Origin of the sequence: Luteolibacter flavescens, from assembly GCF_025950085.1 — a bacterium.
GTDB classification, from domain to species: Bacteria; Verrucomicrobiota; Verrucomicrobiia; order Verrucomicrobiales; family Akkermansiaceae; genus Haloferula; species Haloferula flavescens.
This window is the reverse complement of sequence record NZ_JAPDDS010000001.1, coordinates 651,156-671,207: the sequence shown is the minus strand read 5'-3', so window position 1 is coordinate 671,207 and position 20,052 is coordinate 651,156. Positions and strand designations below refer to the sequence as shown.

Annotated in this window: 12 protein-coding genes; 5 read left to right on the top strand and 7 right to left on the bottom strand. The window is 63.9% G+C overall.

Going from position 1 to position 20,052, the window contains the following annotated elements:
- Positions 1–231 precede the first annotated feature (231 nt).
- The 3 genes from OKA04_RS02760 (at position 232) to OKA04_RS02750 (ending at position 4,804) form a co-directional block, all read left to right on the top strand.
- Positions 232–1,086, top strand: a complete 855-nt coding sequence (locus tag OKA04_RS02760) for a fumarylacetoacetate hydrolase family protein (RefSeq protein ID WP_264499591.1) — start codon at positions 232–234, stop codon at positions 1,084–1,086.
- A 95-nt stretch (positions 1,087–1,181) separates the two neighbouring features.
- Positions 1,182–2,723 carry a bifunctional phosphoribosylaminoimidazolecarboxamide formyltransferase/IMP cyclohydrolase gene (gene purH, locus OKA04_RS02755; protein ID WP_264499590.1) on the top strand — a complete coding sequence of 514 codons (1,542 nt, stop codon included), beginning with the start codon at positions 1,182–1,184 and terminating at the stop codon, positions 2,721–2,723.
- 200 nt (positions 2,724–2,923) lie between these two features.
- Positions 2,924–4,804: an ABC transporter ATP-binding protein gene (locus OKA04_RS02750; protein ID WP_264499589.1), complete on the top strand. Its 1,881-nt coding sequence runs from the start codon at positions 2,924–2,926 to the stop codon at positions 4,802–4,804.
- Between the two features lie 6 nt (positions 4,805–4,810).
- Here the strand turns inward: OKA04_RS02750 and OKA04_RS02745 are convergent, their stop codons facing one another.
- From OKA04_RS02745 to OKA04_RS02730, 4 genes are all read right to left on the bottom strand, one after another.
- The gene (locus OKA04_RS02745) at positions 4,811–10,171 is read right to left on the bottom strand and encodes a LamG-like jellyroll fold domain-containing protein (protein ID WP_264499588.1); all 5,361 of its coding nucleotides are present in this window, start codon (positions 10,169–10,171) and stop codon (positions 4,811–4,813) included.
- A 272-nt stretch (positions 10,172–10,443) separates the two neighbouring features.
- Complete coding sequence (locus tag OKA04_RS02740) at positions 10,444–10,839, bottom strand: DUF805 domain-containing protein (protein WP_264499587.1); 396 nt, start codon at positions 10,837–10,839, stop codon at positions 10,444–10,446.
- Positions 10,840–11,065: 226 nt separating this feature from the next.
- Positions 11,066–12,616, bottom strand: coding sequence for a FecR domain-containing protein (locus OKA04_RS02735; RefSeq protein WP_264499586.1), 1,551 nt, complete (start codon positions 12,614–12,616; stop codon positions 11,066–11,068).
- Between the two features lie 67 nt (positions 12,617–12,683).
- Entirely contained in the window at positions 12,684–13,241 is a 558-nt protein-coding gene (locus tag OKA04_RS02730) for a sigma-70 family RNA polymerase sigma factor (protein WP_264499585.1), read from the bottom strand.
- Positions 13,242–13,451: 210 nt separating this feature from the next.
- Between OKA04_RS02730 and OKA04_RS02725 the strand changes: the two genes are divergently transcribed.
- On the top strand, positions 13,452–15,749 hold the full coding sequence (locus OKA04_RS02725) for a hypothetical protein (protein ID WP_264499584.1): 2,298 nt from the start codon (positions 13,452–13,454) through the stop codon (positions 15,747–15,749).
- Between the two features lie 124 nt (positions 15,750–15,873).
- The gene (locus tag OKA04_RS02720) at positions 15,874–17,064 is read left to right on the top strand and encodes a 1-acyl-sn-glycerol-3-phosphate acyltransferase (protein WP_264499583.1); all 1,191 of its coding nucleotides are present in this window, start codon (positions 15,874–15,876) and stop codon (positions 17,062–17,064) included.
- Here OKA04_RS02720 and OKA04_RS02715 read toward each other — a convergent pair.
- The 3 genes from OKA04_RS02715 to OKA04_RS02705 are packed head-to-tail and all read right to left on the bottom strand — an operon-like array spanning position 17,047 to position 20,044.
- Complete coding sequence (locus OKA04_RS02715; RefSeq protein ID WP_264499582.1) at positions 17,047–19,302, bottom strand: ATP-binding protein; 2,256 nt, start codon at positions 19,300–19,302, stop codon at positions 17,047–17,049. The two genes, OKA04_RS02720 and OKA04_RS02715, sit on opposite strands and share 18 nt — an antisense overlap.
- Positions 19,302–19,886 (bottom strand): biliverdin-producing heme oxygenase, encoded by a 585-nt coding sequence (locus OKA04_RS02710; protein WP_264499581.1) that lies wholly within the window; start codon positions 19,884–19,886, stop codon positions 19,302–19,304. Before OKA04_RS02710 ends, OKA04_RS02715 begins: the two co-directional genes overlap by 1 nt.
- Positions 19,883–20,044 carry a hypothetical protein gene (locus tag OKA04_RS02705; RefSeq protein ID WP_264499580.1) on the bottom strand — a complete coding sequence of 54 codons (162 nt, stop codon included), beginning with the start codon at positions 20,042–20,044 and terminating at the stop codon, positions 19,883–19,885. The genes OKA04_RS02710 and OKA04_RS02705 overlap by 4 nt, the downstream gene beginning before the upstream one ends.
- Positions 20,045–20,052: the final 8 nt, after the last annotated feature.

The following is a 20,052-nucleotide window of genomic DNA, read 5'->3' as shown; positions in this document are numbered from 1 at the left end:
ACCAAGGGATTTGCGGGCCTGCACCGTCGAAGTCGGGATCGCCGTAGCGCTCCCGTATGCAAGGAGGCTCGCTTGATTTTCCGGACTTGGAAAGTATCGACCGGTATTTTCGATTTATGAGGCTATTTGCAGCCCGGTAAGGGCGGCTCCCATGGTTTTCCCGGGCGAGCCCCGATTTTCAGGACGCCGCCTTTCATTGCCAGCCGTCATGACCCTTGTTAGGAGTCTCCCATGAAGCTGATCCGCTACGGTGAACTGGGACGCGAGGAGCCGGGAGTGATCCTGGAAGATGGACGCCGGCTCGACGTGGGCGGCCAATTCAACGATTACGACGAGGGTTTCTTCGCCATGGGAGGCCTCGAGGCCCTGCAGGCATGGGTCGAGGACGGTTGTCCGGATGCGGAGGAGATCCCCGCGGATGCTCGTCTGGGTCCGCCGGTGGATCGCCCCTCGAAGATCGTCTGCGTGGGGAAGAACTACCTGGAGCACGCGAAGGAATTCGGCGAGGGTATCCCGACCGAGCCGGTGCTTTTCATGAAGGCCTCCACCTGCTGGAGCGGGCCCTTTGACGACGTGATCAACCCGGCGGGCGCAACCAAGCTCGACTACGAGGTGGAGCTGGCCGTGATCATCGGCAAGACCGCCACCAACGTGAAGGAGGAGAATGCCTTGGAGCACGTGGCGGGCTACTCGGTCTTTTGCGACTACTCCGAGCGCGCCTGGCAGAAGGAACTGGGCGGCCAGTGGACGAAGGGCAAGAGCCACGACACCTTCGGACCCATGGGGCCGTGGATGGTACCCGCGTCACAAGTCTCCGACCCACAAGGCCTCCGCCTCTGGTGCAAGGTGAATACCGAGCTGCGCCAGAACGGCTGGACGGGGGACATGATGTTCGGCGTCCGCCACCTGGTCAGCTACATCAGCCGCTTCATGACCCTGCTACCCGGCGACGTGATCGCGACGGGCACTCCGGCGGGTGTCGGCATGGGAATGAAGCCCGCCCGCTACCTTTCTCCCGGCGATTGCGTCGAGCTCGGCGTCGAGGGAATCGGCGAAATGAAGCAACGGATCGTTGCCGGTTCCTGACATTCTCCCCGATAATCCGCGCTTGCCCCCCGCCGGACCGGCGACTACGCGGGGCGGGTCGCCTCGCCTCCACCACCCCAAACAATCTCGTCACGATGCCCATTGCCCGCGCTCTTCTTTCCGTGTCCGACAAGACCGGCCTCGCCGACTTTGCCAAGCAGCTCCATGAGCTGGGCGTCGAACTCCTCTCCACCGGCGGCACTGCCAAGGCGCTGCGCGATGCCGGCCTGCCGGTCATGGACGTGTCGGAATTCACCGGTGCTCCCGAGCTTTTCGAAGGCCGCGTGAAGACGCTGCACCCGAAGGTCCACGGTGGCCTGCTCCACAAGCGCGATGACAAGGAGCACCTCGCCCAGGCGAAGGAGCATGGCATCCCGCCGATCGATCTTGTGGTGGTGAATCTCTACCCCTTCGAGCAGACCGTCGCGAAGGAAGGCGTGACCCTGCAGGACGCGATCGAGAACATCGACATCGGTGGTCCTTCGATGCTCCGCAGTGCCTCGAAGAACTACGCCTCCGTCACCGTGGTGACCGATCCGGCGGATTACCCGAAGGTGATCGAGGAAATGAACGAGCATGGCGGCGATACCACGCTGCGCTTCCGCGAGCAACTCGCCGTGAAGGTTTTCCTGCGCACCTCGCAGTATGACGCCGCGATTTCGAATTTCCTCGGCCAGTGCAAGGATGGCACGCGCTGTAACTTCACCGTGAGCCTGCCGCTCGAAATGGAGCTGCGCTACGGCGACAACCCGCACCAGAAGTCCGCGCTCTACGGCGATTTCAAGGGCTGCTTCAGCCAGCTCCAGGGCAAGGAACTCAGCTACACCAACATCCTCGACATCGAGGCGGCGGCCGACCTGATCCTCGACTTCGTCCGCCCGACCATCGGCATCCTCAAACACACGAACCCGTGTGGCGTGGGCCAGGATGACGAGGACCTGCGCATCGCTTGGCAAAAGGCCTTCGAGACCGACCGCCAGGCTCCGTTCGGCGGCGTGATCGTCTGCAACCGTCCGCTGACGGAAGGCGTGGCGCGCATCATTTCCGAAATCTTCACCGACGTGATCATCGCCCCGGACTACGAGCCGGAAGCGCGTGCCGTCCTGCAGAAGAAGAAGAACCTGCGCATCATGAAGATGAACGACGCCTACCTCTCTGCCAAGAAGGCTCCCGTCATCCGCTCCTGCCCGGGAGGCCTCATGATCATGGATCGCGACCACACCGCGCTGGGCCTCGACAACCTCGAGAGCAAGGTGGTGACGAAGCGCCCGCCGACCGAGGAGGAGATGCGCGCGATGCGCTTCGCCTGGCGTGTGGTGAAGCACGTGAAGTCGAACGCCATCGTTTACGCGAAGTCCGACCGCACGCTCGGGATCGGTGCCGGCCAGATGAGCCGCGTCGACAGCTCGCGCATCGCCGTCTGGAAGGCAAAGGAAGCAGGCCTCGACCTGAAGGGCTCGGTTATCGCGTCCGATGCCATGTTCCCCTTCGCCGACGGCCTGCAAGCCGCGATCGAAGCCGGTGCCACCGCCTGCATCCAGCCCGGCGGTTCCATGCGTGACCAGGAAGTCATCGAAGCTGCGGACGCCGCGGGCCTCGCGATGATCTTCACGGGTCACCGCCACTTCCGCCACTAAAGACGGCGATCCGCTCCTGCCCGGGGCGGTAATGAAAGTTCTCTGCGCCTTGCCGACGGAATCGTCGGCAAGGCGTTTTGTTTTTGGTGCCGGGGCAACCAAGGGTGAAACGTGATTTTTTCCGCTCCTGACTTGCAAGACGGAGGTTGAGTTCCGGGCTTGCAGGCGGGGGGCTGAGGGGGGAATCTCCGCGCCCACGGATGAAGCGATTCTATCCCTATTTCGCCTACCTCAAGGGAGTCAAAGGCACGTTCATTGCCGGCGTCCTCGCCGGCATCGTCTTCGCGATCGTCAGCGGCTTCGGCATGCCGCTGGTGGTGAAGACTGCCTTCCCGATCATCTTCGGCAAGACCGACAAGATCGAGGAGGTCCAGCGGACGCTGAATGAATCCGTGGGCCCGGAGCGGGCCACCGCGCTCCTCCACGAGGCCTTCGGCGAGGAGATGAAAAATCTCAAGGAGACCGAAAAGGTCAGGTCCTTTTTCAGCGAGCAACTCGGTGTGAAGGATGCGCCGCGCGCCGTGCTGATCGCGGCCTGTGCCATCATCCCGATCGCGGCCTTGCTGCGCGGCTTTGCGGGATTCCTGAATGTCTATTTCATCACTGCCGCCGGTCTCCATGTGCTGCGGGACATCCAGCAGTCGGTCTTTGTGAAGCTCCAGCGCCTGCCGCTCGGCTTCTTCAGCGGTCGCAAGACGGGCGACCTGATCAGCCGCGTGATCACCGACTCGAACATGCTGCAAGGCGTGGTGACGACGATCTCGAACGACCTCATCAAGCAGCCCTTCACGCTCATCGGTGCGCTGGCCTTCCTCGTGTCGGACAGCATCGAGAACAGCGACTCGTTCTTCCTCATCATCTGCCTGCTCAGTATCCCCATCGTGGTGGTGCCGATCCGCTTCCTCGGGAAGCGCCTGATGCGAAAGGCTGCGCACATGCAGCGCGAGTCCGGTGACAATTCCGCGGTGCTGGCCGAGACGCTCGGCGCCACTCGCGAGATCCGTGCCTTCAATCTGGAAGACATGATGGGCCAGCGCTTCCTCCAGGGGATCGGCCGCTGGACGAAGTTCCACCTGAAGGTGATCAAGTATCGCTACATGACGCCGCCGATCATCGAGATGGTCGCCGCCGCGGTAGTCGCATTCGCGTTGGGCTACGGTGCATCGAAGGGCCTCTCGCTGGAGCGCTTCATGAGCGTGGTGACCGCGCTTTATCTCTGCTATGACCCGATGAAAAAGCTCGGGGAAATCCACAACCGCATGAAGCAGGGCGAGGCCTCGCTGGATCGTCTGGAGACGATTCTCCATGCCGAGGAAGGCGTGACCGATCCTCCGAATCCAGTTTCGATCGAGAAGGTCAGCGGTCGTGTCACATTCGAGGGCGTGAACTTCGCCTACGGGGACAATGCCGCGCTCAATGGTATCACGCTCGATGTCCCCGCAGGACAGGTGGTCGCGCTTGTCGGACCGTCCGGAGCGGGCAAGACGACCTTCGCCAGCATGGTCCCGCGCTTCTACGATCCGGTGGAGGGACGCATCCTGCTCGATGGCGTGGACATCCGCGACCTTCGTCTGAAGGACCTGCGAGACCACATCACCATCGTGCCGCAGGAGGCGGTGCTCTTCTCCGGCACCATCTTCGAGAATATCCGCCTGGGCCGCATGGATGCGAGCGAGGCGGAGGTCAAGGAAGCCGCGCGACAGGCACATGCGCACGACTTCATCATGGGGCTGCCACAGGGCTATGACACCCAGGTCGGCGAGCGCGGCGCGCAGCTCTCGGGTGGTCAGAAACAGCGTATCTCGATCGCGCGCGCCTTCCTCAAGAACGCCCCTGTGCTCATCCTCGACGAGGCCACCTCGGCGCTCGACTCCGAGGCCGAGGCGCGCATCCAGGGTGAACTTGCCGATCTCACGCGCGGCCGCACGACCTTCATCATCGCGCACCGCTTCAGCACGATCCGTATCGCCGACCGCATCCTCGTTTTCGAAGGCGGCAAGATCGTCGGCGATGGCACCTTCCAAGAGCTACAGGAGCAGCACAATCTCTTCCGCAACCTGCTGGAGATGCAGCGGCACTAAGAGGTCTCACGGCTCCGTGACTTGGAAGCGGAAGAACTTCCTTCCGCTCGAATCCGCGGGCAATGGGATCTCGGTGATGGTGTCAGTGGATTGATACGAGTGGTCGATCTGCGGGATACTCCACGGCTGCCATGTGGTCAGGTCTTTGCTGGTCTGGATCGCGTAGTAGCGGTGTGACTTTCTCAGGAACTGGAGCGATCCATTTGTGATCGATGCCTGCCACGCGCCGCTGCCGCTGACCGGCGAGCTGCCTAACAGATACTCGTCGTAATTGCTTACGCCGTCACCATCCGGGTCGGCGGTCTTGATGCCCGCGGGATCGTTTGATGCGAAGAATGTGTTCCTCCACTGGTCGTAGAGCGGGCGAGTCGGCAGGTCGCTGTTGATCCACTCCGTGATGAGCTGGATATTCGCCGGGTCCACCTCGCTGGTGCCGAGCGGGGGCATGCGGCCGAAGCCATTCGTGGCCGCCATGCGGTTGAGTATGATGCTGTGGGTGGTGTCGCCGGGGACGATGTATTTGTTGGCCGGGTTCCCGCCGTTGTTGTCGGCGGCTCCATTGATCATGCCGGTCTGCTCCAGCGTAAGATGGGCACGGCCATCCCAGAAGCCGCTGACGCTGCCTCCCGTCTGGTGGCAGTAGGAGCAATTCACCGCGAAGTAGGATCGCGCGCGCTGCTCGAGCGGGTAGGCGGTTTCCTCCGGGCGAATGTGGCGCGCGAGGGTGGCCACGGGGCCGGGCGCATTGGCGAGGAAGCCGTTTGCCGCGAGCAGGTCGATCTGGTTGCCGCTGTAGCCGTTGATGGCATTTGTCAGGTTGAGCTGGCGGGTGTTGAAAGACAGCGCCTGCCCGCCTTGAGGAGTATGGCAGGTGAGGCAGCTCGATCTTCCCGGGATCTGCCAATGCTGGGTGTGCGGCGTGCCGTGGTCGTCGATGGCGAGGTCGAACTCCGCTCCGGCATCCTCCACCAGATAGGCCTCGTCCTGCGATTCATTCCAACGGTAGCTCACTCCGTAGGATCCGGTGTCGGTCTTCACCAGCACGCGGGTTTCGATGCGCTTCTTCGTCGCCGGATTTCCGCGGCTCATCTCCAGGTCGAAGTGCTTCACCCACACCATGCCGGTCGGATAGGTCCAGTTGCCGTCCTTGCTCCACGTCATCCTGGCCGAGGCGTCGGGGATGGTGAACCACCGTCGCTTGATCGCGTGATCGCTCCAGAACGAGAGATTCGGCTGATAGGGCAGCAGTCCCGGCGACGGCGACAGATCACCAAGGTCAGCGAATAATCCCGTCGCGGTGAGCGTGGCCGGGAAGGCTCCCGTGGAAACGCTGCCGGTGCCGAGACGCATGATCTTCCCGGTGAGGTAGGCGCAGAAGAGGAGGTCCTTGTTGTAAGGATCCACGCCTTGAGCGGAGATCACGCCATAGGCACCGGGCAGACCTGTTAGACGCGCGGTCGTACCGGTGGTGGTGTCCATCTGCCACACGTGGCCGGAGACGGAGTCGCTGAAGACGTAGCTGCCTGCGAGCGCCGGGTAGCGGGTGCCGCGATAGACGTGGCCACCCACCACGGAGTTTCCTTTGAAATTCGCATCGCCACCGGCGATCGCCGTGTGGACGTATTCGTAGAAGGGATCGATGCTCGTGAAGCCGGACGGCGCGGTGCCGAGGGGGCCATTGTAGGCGTGCGCTCCTTCACGATATCCCCAGCCGTAGTTGCCGCCCTTGGTGATCTTGTTCACCTCTTCGTAGGTGTTCTGGCCCACATCCCCGGCCCACAGGTCGCCGGTGGCGGAGTCGAAGGACATGCGCCAGATGTGGCGCAGGCCGGTGGCCCAGTATTCGGTGCGGACATTGGCGAGATTGGTGACCGGCGTTCCATTGTAGGAGCCGGTCCACGTGCCGCCGAGCGAGGTGTGGATGAAGGGATTGTCGATGGGCACTTCGAATGCGGGCTTGCCGTCGTGAAGGACGACCGCGGCATGAGTGTTGGGCCGCAGGTTGCCATCATCGCTCCCGGAGCCGTCGTTCGCGGTGTAATCCCCGGGCTCGAGGTCCACGTCGATGCGGAAGATTCCCGCGAAGAAATCGCCATCGAGCTTCTGGCTGTTGAGTGGTCCGCGGTTCGAGTTCTCCTCGTCGCCGGTCGCGTAGTAGAGGTAGCCATCGGGGCCGAAGTGAAGGTCGCCGCCGTCGTGGTTCGATCCTTCGTCGAGCTGCTGGAGCAGGATCAGCTCCGAACCTGGAACTGCGGTCAGGCGGTCGCCGCTGGCCGTGAATCGCGAGAGCCGCTGGTAGTAGCTCCCTCCACTGATCCGCACGGTATAGGCCACGTAGAGGTAACCATTCGCCGCATACTGAGGATGGAATGCCATGCCAAGCAGCCCGTGCTCGGCATTCGCTCCGCCTTCGATGGTCTCGGCGGGAGTGCGTCCTGCGACGACGTTCTGAAGGTCGAGGAACACATTCTGCACCGGTGCGGTCGCGGTCACGTCGGCCACGCGCTTGATCTTCGCCATGCGCTCGCAAACGTAGAGCTGCCTGGTGTCTCCGGGGATCCCCGTGATGCACAGCGGTTCATTGAAGGTGAGGCCGGGCAGTGCATCCACGAGCTGCCACGCATTCACCGGCGGGGCCTCCGGCATGGCGAGCGATGGATTCGTCAGGCGGAGCGAAGCGGCGAAGCGGATCGTGACCGTGGCTGTTGCAGTGGTGCCGCTCACATTTCCCACCCGATAGGTGAAGGTGACCGGAGCGGCGCTGCTGCCGCTGTGAGCGTAGAGGATCTTCCCTCCTTTCACCGTGGCGGTGCCGAGCGATGGCGGCGTATCGATGGCCAGGGTGCCCGGCAACGCGCCGCCGGTGTCATTGGCCAGCACGTCGATGAGCACCTTCTGCTGCGGATGAATCGTGGCTTCATCATTGGCCGCCACGGGCGGGGTGAATACAGCGTCGGGACCCGCGGAAAAAGTCGTCGCGACTTCCGCTGTAGTGATGGCCCGGTCGTAGATGCGCAGTTCATTCAGCGAGAGATGCGAGTTCGAATCCGCGGCCCACATCGAGCGACCGATCCAGTTGTTCACGTCGCGCAAGTCCGGCAGGCGATAGGGCAAGTCGATTGAGCCGATCAGCGAGCCATTGCGGAACCACTTCACCAGACATCCCGCGGCTCCGCTGGCCCCGCCGCCGTCCTTCACGGTCATCACGTAGTGGTACTGCGTGCCTGCGGCGGTGACGGAGGAGAGGTCCGTGTTGTTCGTCACGGTGCTGCCTCCATCGAGCTTCGCTTCCAGCCGGTGCGAGCCGAGTGTCCCGCCGTTGTTGATCGATAGGAAGAGATTGTCGTTCGCAACGAAGTTGCCGGGTGCGGTGGCCGAGTCGATGATCTCGCCTGCTTGGGCACCGGGACCGCTGGTCATCGACGCACTGCCGAAGTCGAAGAGCCGCTGCCAGTTCTTCGATGAGACCGGAGTGGCCCACGCCTCGAATGTCAGGTCCGGCCGCGACGAGACGATGCCGTTTGGCAGGTCAAGGTAGGCGGAGATGTTAGAGGCGGTCTGGTTGCCATTCGTCGCTGCGGATGACAGCACGAGTTGGCTGCCGGTGAGCGTGGCGCCATTACCGCGGACCGTTGCTACTTCGCCGGTGGCGATGTCGAGGAAGGTCGTGCCGGCCGGGGCATTCCCCGCGGCCGTGTCAAAGGTCCAGCGACGTGTCGGGATGGGTGCCGGGGCAGGTGGCTCGGGCGGGCCGACGGCGGGATCGGGCCCGGCGGCGAAGCTCGCGGTGATCTCGCCCTGCGTGATGGCCCTGCGATAAATGCGCAATTCGTCGAGGGCCATGTGTGAATTCGAATCGCCCGAGTACATCGAGCGGCCGATCCAGTTGTTCACGTCCTCCATGCCGCTGAGGCGGAAGGGGAAGTCCATGGAATTCTGGAGCGCGCCATTCCGATACCACCGGGCTTGGCAACCGCCGGAGCCATGCGTGCCGATGCCATCTTCCACTACCAGCACGTAGTGATACATGGTCCCCGCAGTGGTCGCGGCAGTGGAGAAGGAGTACTGCGCGGCATTCCCGTCGTATTGCCCCTCCAGTTGCTGGGAGTTCATGTTCCCGGCATTGTTGAAGGTGAGGCTGAGATTGTCGTAGCCGGTGGTGTTTCCCGGGGCAGTGCCGGTATCGAGAACTTCGCCCGCGGCGGCTTCGCTGCCGTGCGAGGAAGCACAGCGCCCGAAGTCGAAGAGGCGCTGCCAGTTCTTCGACGAGAGTGGCGATGCCCACGCCTCGATGGTCATACTCGGCGTCTGCGAGATCAGCCCGTTCGGCAGGTCGATGTAGGCGGAAATCGTCGAGGCGGGTTGATTGCCGGTGGTGCTGCCGGGGAGGACCACTGCACCTCCCGTGAGCGATCCGCCATTGCCGCGGAGGGTCGCAACCGTGCCACCGATGCTGTCGGTGAAGGTGGTGCCGGAGGGCGTTTCGGCTTGGGCCTGGGTGGTGAAATCCCAGAGATTGTCCGGCACAGGGGCGGGGTCCGGTTCGGGTGTGCCGAGTTGGTCCGGACCCGCGGCGATACTCGCGGTGATCTCGGCAGAGGTCAGCACGTGATCGTAGATGCGCACCTCGTCGTAGGCGATGTTGGCATTGCTGTCCGCGCTGTACATCGAGCGGCCCAGCCAGTTGTTCCGGTCCTGGATTTCGGACAGCCGGAAATTCACGTCGAGCGTGCTGACCAGCGTGCCATTCAGATACCAGGCCAACTGGCCCCCCGTAGCGCCGGAGGCACCCGCTCCATCGGTGAAAGTGCAGAGGAAATGATACCGCGTGCCGGCTGTCAGATTCGCGCCGGTGTTGCTGCCGAGTTCCGTCCCGCCATCGAGCCGTGCCATCATCCGCTGGGTGTTCGCGGTCGTGTCCCGGTGGATCGCCAGGGCGACGTTGTCGCTGGAGGTGGCGTTATTCGGTGCCTGGGTCGCGGTGGGCAAGATCTCACCGGCTAGCACCTGGCCTCCGCCGCGCACGTTGTTGGAAAGCTGGCCCATGCGACCGAAGTCAAAGAGGCGCTGCCAATTCTTGATCGAGACCGGTGTGGCCCAGATCTCGATGGAGAGATTCGTCTTGGAAGAGATCAGCCCGTTCTGCAGATCGACGTAGGCGGCGATGTTCGCCGGAGTCTGGTTGCCATTCGTGTTGCCCGGAATGGTCAGCGCCGCGCCGTCGAAGGTGGCGTTGTTTCCCACCACCGTCGCCGCGGACGTGCCGGTGCGATCCTCGATGGTCGTGCCTGCCGGTGCATTGCCGGGCGCATTGTTGAATGACCAGCGGTTGACGAGATCGGCTTGGGCGCAGGTCAGGAGGGACACGGCGACCAAGGAGTGTACAGGCCTCCAAGGCCCGTGCATCCGGCGGGAGTTCATGGCGTTTTTGCAGGTGGGTCGCGCGGAGTGGAGGATTGGGTTTCGCGACACCTTGATTGAAAGCGCAATACGCCGTCCGGGTCTATGATCGGATGGCCGGGGGTGGAGGATTCATACCCAAGTGCCAAGGGTGTCTACGGCCGGGCCAAGGAAAACAAAATGGACCCGGCCGGAGCCGGGTCCATTCAGATAGGTTTATGGGGGTAGAAAGGAAGATATCAGGTGGGATCCGGACCGAATTGATTGGGGCCGACGGTGCCCCGAAGGAAACCGCATTCCACGAGGGTCCAGATGCCGCCGACGATGGGAATCAAGGCGATGAGAACCCACCAACCGGACTTGCCGCGGTCATGCCAGCGCTTCACTCCGAGGGCCAGGCCGATCCAAACCAGTGGGATGTAGAGAAGGATAACGATGATGGAAAAAAGTCCGCCTCCACTTACTGCGCCTGTCTCGGGGTCCACAGAGGGTCCGATAATGAAGCTCAGAATTCCAATGATGATTCCGATGACGAGGCCGCTCGCGATCGCCCAGAGCCAGTAAGTGCGGCGAGGGATCCTCCCGTTGAACGAGAATAGGGTCTCCTTAAGCATCTGCTGGGAGATGGCAGGCATGGACTTGCTCGAACTTGATGGGGGCTGATATGGGTCAGTACTCATACACTATGTTAGATGCCACACGCTTTCATTCTGGCAATTTGAAAGCTGTGTCAGTTTCTCGATGAGAGAGATTGCGGAATGCGACCTTTAGTGCGGATTTTCAGCCTCGTGAATGACGCGAAGGAGACCAATCGAAAATCGCCCCAGCCTCTTGACGCTGCCCAGGCTTTGAGCCGGCCTGTCATTCCCGCGCGGGGACTACGGATCCCCACGTGAGGCCGACGCGGACCTCGTCAAAGGTGGCGGGGAACTTTCCTTCCTTGCTGCCGGATCGGACGACGATGCGGTCGAAGTCCGGCACGTCCTGGTAGCGGAAGTCCCGCACGGCTCCGGACTCCGGTTCGCCGGGCAGGGGATCGACGAAGATGTCCGTGACGAGCCGCGTGCGGTCGATGCGGATGACGAAGAGGTGTGTCTCGCCGTCCATGGGGATCGCGTAGGAATTCTGCGTGAGCGATTGCTTCAGGCGCGAGCCATAGGTGTTCGCGATGCTCAGCTTGCCCACGAAGAGTTCCTCGCGGTCCTCCTGATAGAGCAGCAGGCCGGAGAAGCAGTCCGGAGCGCTGCCGGAATTCCGCATGAGGAAGCTGATGTAGGTGACGCCGTCACGGGCGAGTTCCTCCGGGGCGAATCGCAGGATCGCGCCCTCGAATTTCTCTCCGGTGGTCGTGATCGAGCCGCCGGTGGCCGCGAGATCGCGTCCATCCCGGGTGAAGGAGAGGCCGGTGGCGTCGAAGGTCCCGGCGCCTTCCCACAGGGCTCCGGGTCTCGCGCCGATGCCCAGCATCGCGGCTCCGCGCACTGCTCCGGGCGTGTAGCCGGCGAAGGCCTCCGAGATCCGCAGCGCCGCGGGGAAGGACGTGGGATCGGCAGCGAGCGTGCCGTAGAAATTCTCGATGGAGTCGGGGAAGCCATCCCCGTCCCGGTCCGGCGACACGGGGTCCAGCGGAACGGCCAGCCGCTGGGCGAGATACTCGGTGGGCACGAGCACGCCACCCTTGAGGATGGCTGCCTTCTCCGATTCCAGGTTTTGCGCTGGAGTCGTCTCGGGCGATGCATTCGCCGTCACCAGGCCCTCGATCACGTGGACCTCGGTACCGCCGGTCTGCGTGCCGGTAGCGGTGACGAAGCGGGTGCCAAAGTCGATGACGCGACCGTCCACGGTATCGACGGTGAAGCCGCTGGCGTAGGGTGGGGCGTAGGTGCTGACGCGGCCTTTTTCGAGGCGGATCTTGTCCGGCCCGTCGATGTGCAGGTTCGCCGGTCCGCGGATCTGCAGGCGGGCTCCCCCGCGCATGGCGATCCCGATTTCCGAGCCATCAGGCACTGCGACGGAGCCCCGTGGCAGCGGTTGGCCGATCCGCAGGCCCACCATCTCGGCGAGGCTGTCTGTATCGGTGACCGTGGCGGCCACCTCGCGCGAGCCATTCCCGGAAAGATGGCCGCCCGCGAAGTAGGAGAGAGTCGCCAGCGCGGCGATGCCTGCCGCGATCCCCAGCGCATGCGGCCAGCGGCGGACCACTGTGGGCATCGCGATGATCTTCTGCCCGGGAGCGGCCAGAGGGTCGGGCAGATCTTCAGCCTCCAGTGCCACCTCGGCGAGCAGCTCGGAAAGGTAGGCATCTTGGCGCGAGGGGTCCGCACGCAGCGCTTCCTCGAATTCACGCAGCTCCGCCTCCGTGAGGTCCTGCGACTTCAGGCGATCGATCCAATGTTGCCAATCCGGGTCCATGCTCGTGGTTCCAAGGGGCTTACTTGAAAAATGGGCGAAGGTTACTATAGGAATCGTGGGAATCTGATCAATCGTCCGCCAGTCGGCCCGCGAGCCTGCCGAGGATGCAGTTCTTCAGTTGGTTCCGGATGCGGAAGAGCTTTTGTTTCAGCGCACCCTCCGTGGTGTTCCATTTCCCGGCGATTTCATCGAGTGGCATGCGGGTGTGGTAGCGCAGGTCGAGCAGCGAGACGCTCTCGCCGGGCAGCAGCTTGCGGCACTCGGAGAGGGCACCGAGCCATGGCCCGAGGTCGTCGGCGCGGGCCTCCGCAGCACCGGCGAGATGGTCGAGGAGTTCTTCGGACGGCACGGCCTTTTGCCCCTGGTAGCGGCGCAGGTAGGAGAGGCACTCGAAGCGGGCGATGGCAAAGGACCACGACTTGAAATCGGTGCCCGGAGTGAAGCGCTCCTTCTTCCGCAGGATGATCGCATTCACGTCCTGCAGCACGTCGCGGGCGTCCTCCGGATTGAAGACCATCGAGCGGATGAAGAAGTAGATCCGCTGCTGGTGGGCGACGAGCAGCGACTCGAAGCTCCCCGCTTCCGGAGGATCCGGCGTGGGGGAAGGGGGGAGGGGGCCGCTCATGCAAGGCGCAGCCACACCGAATCCGCGGAGGATTTCAATAGCCGAGTTTGTGCAGCGAGCGGACGCCACCCGTCAGGTCACGCCTGCCGCGAGGGCTTACCGGAAAAGTTTCACGGATGACCGTAACCGAAATGCGGGCGGTACGTAGGCACCTGAATGCCACCGGGAAGGAACCCGGTGCAAGAACCCCAACCCGACTCAAACCCGCCCATGATGATCCTGAGAAAAATAGGTCCGGTCGCTCTTCTGATCGCGGTGACGCCCTGTGCGCATGCCGAGATCTTCGCCCGTGAAGATTTCAACTACAGCAATGGCAACCTCGCCGGGAACCACGGGGGGCTTGGCTGGATGAGCGGCTGGATGGCCATCGGAGGGACGCCCACGGTGGCCGGTTCGAAGGGCGTGGTGAACGCCGTCTCGAACCAGCAAGCGGGCCGCCTCATCTCTTCGCTGCAGGAGCCGCCCGTCGGAGGGACGAAGATCGTGTGGATCTCGTTCGAAGGCCAGCAGTTCACGAATGTGCCCGCCACATCCACGACCGCCAGCTTCGGCGGGCTCGGTCTGTATCGCGGGAATACCGAGAAGCTCCTCATTGGAAAGGCGTGGCCCGGTCCCTACGAGTGGCGCGCCGGCACCGGCAGCACGCTCGTCGGCCCCACGGTGCCGGTGCCCACGCTTTCCCCCACGATCATCGTCGCGCGGATCACCATGATCGACGGTGCCAATGACACGCTCGACGTGTGGATCAATCCCGCGGACACCAGCAGCGTGACTGCGCTGGGTGCGCCGCAGATCACGCGGACGAATGTGGACCTTTCCTTCGACACCCTGCGGATCCGCTCCGGCGAGGGCGATGCCGCGGTGACCGCGGAGAGCTGGGCCTTCGACGCCGTGACGGCGGGTGATGACCTCGCCGACGTGGTGGCCGCCGACAGCGATGGCGACGGGATGCTGGACGCTTGGGAGAATGCCCACGGCCTCATCGTGGGCGTGAACGACGCTGCCGAGGGCGTGACGAACCGCGACAACGACGGCTTGTCGAATTTGCAGGAATTCCTCCGCAGTACCGACCCTAACAACCCGGACACGGACGGGGACGGAATCCTGGATGGCGCGGAAACCGACACCGGCATCTACGTCAGTGCATCGGATACCGGGACCAGCCCGATACTCGATGACACCGATGGCGACGGCTATCTCGACTTCGAGGAGAACAACAGCGGGATCTTCGTCAACGAGGCGAACCCCGGGACGAATCCGAACCTCGCCGACACGGATGGAGACGGGGCGGGCGACTACTTCGAAGTGCTCCGCGGCACGAACCCGAACCTGCCGGACTCCGTCCCTTCACCCGGAAATCTCGCGCTCGTGGGCAGCGATGACTTCTCCTACGAGGATGGCGGCGTGGCTGGGCAGAGCGGCGGCGATGGCTTCGACTATGACAATAGTACCAAGAACGACGGCTTCCTCGGCCACCGTGGCCTTGGCTCTTCCGACTGGAACAACCAGCAAGGCGTCAACACGATCGCCGGTGGCAAGCTGCTCACGCGCGACAGCGGTGCGAAGCGGGAGTTCAGCGGGCCGGGTGAGGGAGACTTTCCGGGCAGCGGGGAGATCCTCGGGGCATTCGGCGAGGAGGAGCACATGGCAGGCCGCGTGGTCTATGCCCGTGCCGACTTCAAGCGCGGGGCAGGTGCAGTGTGGAATGGCATCTCGTTCTTCGAGTATGGCACCGAGCGCGCCTTCGCCGGGGTGCCGACCCTCGCGAATCCGGCCTCGGGAGAGCTGGAGTTCGCGATCGGACAACCGTCGCCCACGCCCGTTTACTCGGGCATCAAAGTACAGCCCGGGCGCGATTACACGCTGGTGGTGAAGGTGGACTACACGAATGACCTGCTGAGCATGTGGGTGAATCCGGACCTGACGGCCACGGAGCCGGCCCCGACGCTCACCATTCCCTACACCCAGGCGAATCCCGTCACGTCCGTCCGCCTCGCATCCGGCGGCACGGATGCGACCGAGTGGGATCACCTCGTGGTGGGCACGGAGTGGTCGGCGCTGTCGGTATTCCCCGGCGTCGTCCCGGCGGATGACGACTATCAGGCGTGGATCGATGGTTATGAGGTGGGTGGCGAGACGGGCTTCGATGAAGACCCTGACCGCGACGGCCTCAGCAATGGCATCGAGCACGTGCTGGGCTCCGACCCGGCAAGCCCGGGGCAGGGCCTGCGGGATGTCCTCGCGTCCGCAGCGGGCTCCTTCAGCTTCCGCCACAGCCGGTCCAATGCTTTGGCATCGGACGTGAGCGCGTCGTATGAATGGTCCACCGACCTCGTGAACTGGCACGCGTCCGGCGAGTCCAGTGCGGAAGGAGTGACCGCGACGATCGCGGAGAACGTGATCGTCGACAATGCCGCACCCGACGTGGACGAGGTGGAAGTGACGGTGACCGTGACCGGCGGGTCCGGCGCCAAGATCTTCGCACGTCTGAAGGCGGACCGGAATTGATCTCCCCAGAGAGTGTTGTAGCCAAGGAGGCTTCCCCGTCATGCGGGGGAGCCTCCTTTTTGGGGGTGCGAGCAGGGTGTCGATTGGCACTTGGCAGCACCGGCTCCCTCCCTAGCTTCATGTCATGCGTCGGCTCCGCAATGACTTGCCCTACACCTTCCGCCCCCCGAGGCCGCGGGCGTGGTTCCGGCCCATCGGGCTGATGGCGAACCGCTACTACCTCCAGAAGAAATTCGCGGTCACGAAGCTCGATGACTCCGGCTTCGACCGGGTGCGAGAGCTTTCCCGCGCGGGGCATGCGGTATTGCTCGCGCCGAACCACGCCGACCACTCGGACCCGCACGTGATGACCGAGCTGGTCGCGCGGCACGGGATGAAGTCGCATTTCATGGCAGCCCGCGAGGTCTTCGAGATCAGCAAGCTCGGCTCCTTCGCGCTGGAGAGCATGGGCGTCTTTTCCGTGGATCGGGATGGCCCGGATCTCTCGGCGATCAAGACGGCGATCACCCTTCTGGAAAGCAGCAGCGATCCGCTGGTGATCTATCCCGAGGGCGAGATCTATCACCACCACGAGCGTCTGGACCCCTTGCACGAGGGCGTCGCGTCCATCCTGCTGAAGGCCGCCGCCCGGCTGAAGGATGGCAAGGAGGCCTACCTCGTCCCGGTGGGCATCCGCTTCCTGCATGATCCTCTGGTTGAGGAGACCTTCCGCGACCGGCTGTCCCGGCTGGAGGACCGCATCGGCTGGACACCGCGGCCGGCACTGCCCATCGACGAGCGGATCGTGAGGCTCGGCACCGGCCTGCTGGGGCTGAAGGAAATGGAGCATACGGGTGAAGCCGGGCGCGGGCAGATCCAGGATCGCCTCGCCACGCTGTGCGATGCGCTGCTGACCATCGCGGAAGCACGCCATGGCCGCGACCCGAAGAGCGCCACCGCCCCGGAGCGCGTGCGTGCCCAGCGCTATCGCATCCGGAAGCGCCTGCTCGATGCCGAGAAGCCGCCGACCTTCGTGGAGCGTGATGAATTGCTCGACGATCTCGACCGCGTCTTCACCGCGCTGCAGGCCCACAGCTACATCGGCGATTACTTTCTCGCTGAGCAGACGCTCGACCGCCGGGCGGAGACGATCATGAAGCTGGAAGAGGACCTGCTCGGCTTTCCGAACTACCCCTCGCCACGCACCGCACGCGTCACTGCGGGCGAGCCCATCCCCGTGAGCAGCATGCTCGCGGCGGGAGAGCTTCCCGCCAAGGGCGGCGCGGGGCAATTGACCGGCCTGCTGGAAGAGCGGCTGTCAGCCTTGCTGGGGTGACTCGTCCGCCGGGCTGACCGAGAAGTAGAAGGTGGAGCCCTCCTGAACCTCCGACTCCACCCACATGCGGTGGCCGAGCCGCTGGACGACCTGCGCGCAGAAGGCGAGGCCGATGCCGGTGCCCTTCGTTTCCCCGCCGCGGTCGCTGAAGAAGTATTCGAAGATCTTGTCCCGCTTCTCCGAGGGGATGCCGCGGCCATCGTCACGGACGTAGATCACGGTGCCATGGGTCTCGTCCGCCCGCGCACCGATCTCAATGTGGAGGTTCTTCGATTCCGAGCGAGCATGCGTCAGCGCGTTCCGCAGCAGGTTGCTCAGCAGGTGATGCATCTGCGACTTCGGCCCGCGGATGCGTGGCAGCGACATGATCTGGATCACCGCTCCCTCGGTGCGGCCGCTCATGTGGAGCTGGTCCACGATCTCGCGCGCCATTTCCGCGAAGTCGATGTCCTCGATGGTGGAGTTCATCTCCGTCTCGGAGAATTCCAGCATGTCGTTGGTGAATTTCGCGAGATTCCCCAGCGACCTGCTCGCGAGACCGGCGAGCTGCGCGACCTCGGGGGCAGTGGATTCGCTCTTGTACTCCAGCAGCGAGAGCGCCATCATGCCGGACTGGAGTTGGTTCTTCACCTCGTGGGCGATGATTCCGGCGAAGCGGCGCAGGTCCTGGTTCGAGCGTTCCAGCAGGATGTTTCGCTTGCGGACCAGCTCCAGGATGCCGGCACGCACTTCGGTGGTGAGCACGGTGGTAGAGTCGGGCCACGGCATCGCTTGTCCGCGGACGGTCTCCTGCCACGCGGCGAAGCTGCTGCGCGGGGAGAGCACGCCGCTTTCATCGCGGAACTTCGCGTTCGTGGGATCGCCGGCCCACTTCACGCGCTTCACCGCCTCGTCGCGGAAGACCACCAGCCACGCGTGTTCGCCGAGGTGGATGGCCACGAGTCCGGCGGCGCGGGGAAGGCCCTCCGCCAGGCTGGGGAAGAGGGTGGATGCCTCGTGGGTGATCACGATGCCCTGGTCGCGGTGCTTCTCGAGCTGCTGGCGCAAGGATAGCAATTCCAGGTCTTCCGGCGCGGAGCCTTCCGAGCGGATGCCCTGGAGCGACAGGACGGCGGCACCGTCCGCCTTGAAGAGATCTCGCAGTGCCGGAAGCGTTTCACCGAGGCTGCCCACCGGATCGGCGTAGTCCTTCAGGCCGGTGATGAGGTCCAGCGCCATGCGTCGGGCGGAGGACATGCGGAGGTTTTCCAGGCTGGCCTGCTTTGCCTTGAGCTGCGCCGACATGACGATGGCGTAGAGGCAGGCCGTCGCACGGATGGCATAGGAGACAAAGCGCGGCGTGCGGTGATGGCACGCGATGAGGCCCCACAGCTTGCCATCGACGACCAGCGAGATCGAGAGCGAGGAAGCCACGCCCATGTTCTTCAGATACTGGACGTGGATGGGGGACATGCTGCGGAGCACGGCGCGGCTCATGTCGAGCGGGGCACCCGTTGCGGGATGCAGCGCGGGAACGAGCGGCACCGGGGTGGCGTGGACGTCCTGCAGCAGGCGCACCGGATTCTTCAGATACAGCGCGCGGGCCTGCGGCGGGATGTCGCTGGCCGGGTAGTGGAGATCCATGTAGGGCTCCATCTCCGGTTCCACGGCTTCGGCGATCACCACGCCATGGTAGTCCGCGGCGAAGCGGTAGATCATCACCCGGTCGAAGCCCGTGAAGGTCTTCACCTCGCGCGCCATCACGGCAGCGATATCACGGGCATTGCAGACGCCGGAGAGCTGGGCAAGCGAGCGGTGGACGATCTGGAGGTAGTTGTCCAGACCCTCGGTGGACTCGTGGCCCTGGTGGGGAAATGCGGGATCGTTTTCCAGCTCCACCACTGTCTCGCCTGATTCCAGAATGTGGACGATGCCATCGAAGAACCTGACCTCGTCTCCCACGGCCACGGGCACGCGGAAGGGATTCACGTAGGTCGTGGCGGCCTCGCGCACCAGTCGCTCCACCGGGCCGCGTGCATCCGGCGGGACGATTTCGAGGAATGCCGTGCCTGCCAGCGCCGCGGGATCGCGTCCGATGAGGTCCGCTGCACTCGCGCTGACCTGGAGGATCTCCAGTCGCTCCGTGGCCAGCACGAAGAGCACGCCATGCGGCTGCACCGAGCCCGGGATGTGGATGGGCTCGCGGGCGCAATCGTCGGTGTCCGGTGTCGGAAGGGATGATGGAATGGAGTCGCTCATCAAGGCGTGGCAGGAGTGGCGGAAGTGACGCCGAAGGAGGTGATGAAATTTTCGAAGGCCTTTACCGCGGATTCCGCCGCGTCTTTCCGGAAGTCGTCATCGGCTTCGAGTGAATCGAGCCATGCGGTGAAGTCCTTCCAGCGGGTGCGGTTCTGCTCGCCGAAGCCGGTCATGAACCGGCAGGCATCGGCAGGCACGGTGCCTGTGTTCTTTTCCAACTCGGCGAGCAGGATGGCACCGCCGTGGATGCTGCCTTCCAGCACGTAGAGGCAGCCGATGGTGCGTGCCGCGTCACCTTGCGGCGCAGGCGTGCCATCAAGCGCAGGAACGGGATGCCCCAGCGTGTTCAGGTCCGCGGTGAGCGAGTGATAGCGCGCCTTGCGGGCGTCCAGATCCGGCAGGCCGAGATCCGCGAGCAGTGCCCAGTCAAGCTGCGACCAGCACGTCGCAAGACCGTCGTGGAAGCGCTCCAGATAACGGGCGTAGGCTTCCCGGTCCGAGGTGATCTCTTCGCCGGAGATCTGTCGGTCGAGCTGCTGGTGGGACGAGTGAGTCGCGGCCCGCAATGCCTGGAGGAGTGTCATGCGCCTGAACCGAACTGCCGGTAAATGGCCGTCGGTGCATGAATTTGTCGCGGATCATTGGCAGGTGCAATTTTTTCGTTCAGAACGAGCCTTCGGAAAAACCGAATGGCTCGTTCGGCCAAAGGAAAATCGTCATGCGCATCAAGGTTGGCGGGCACGAAATTGC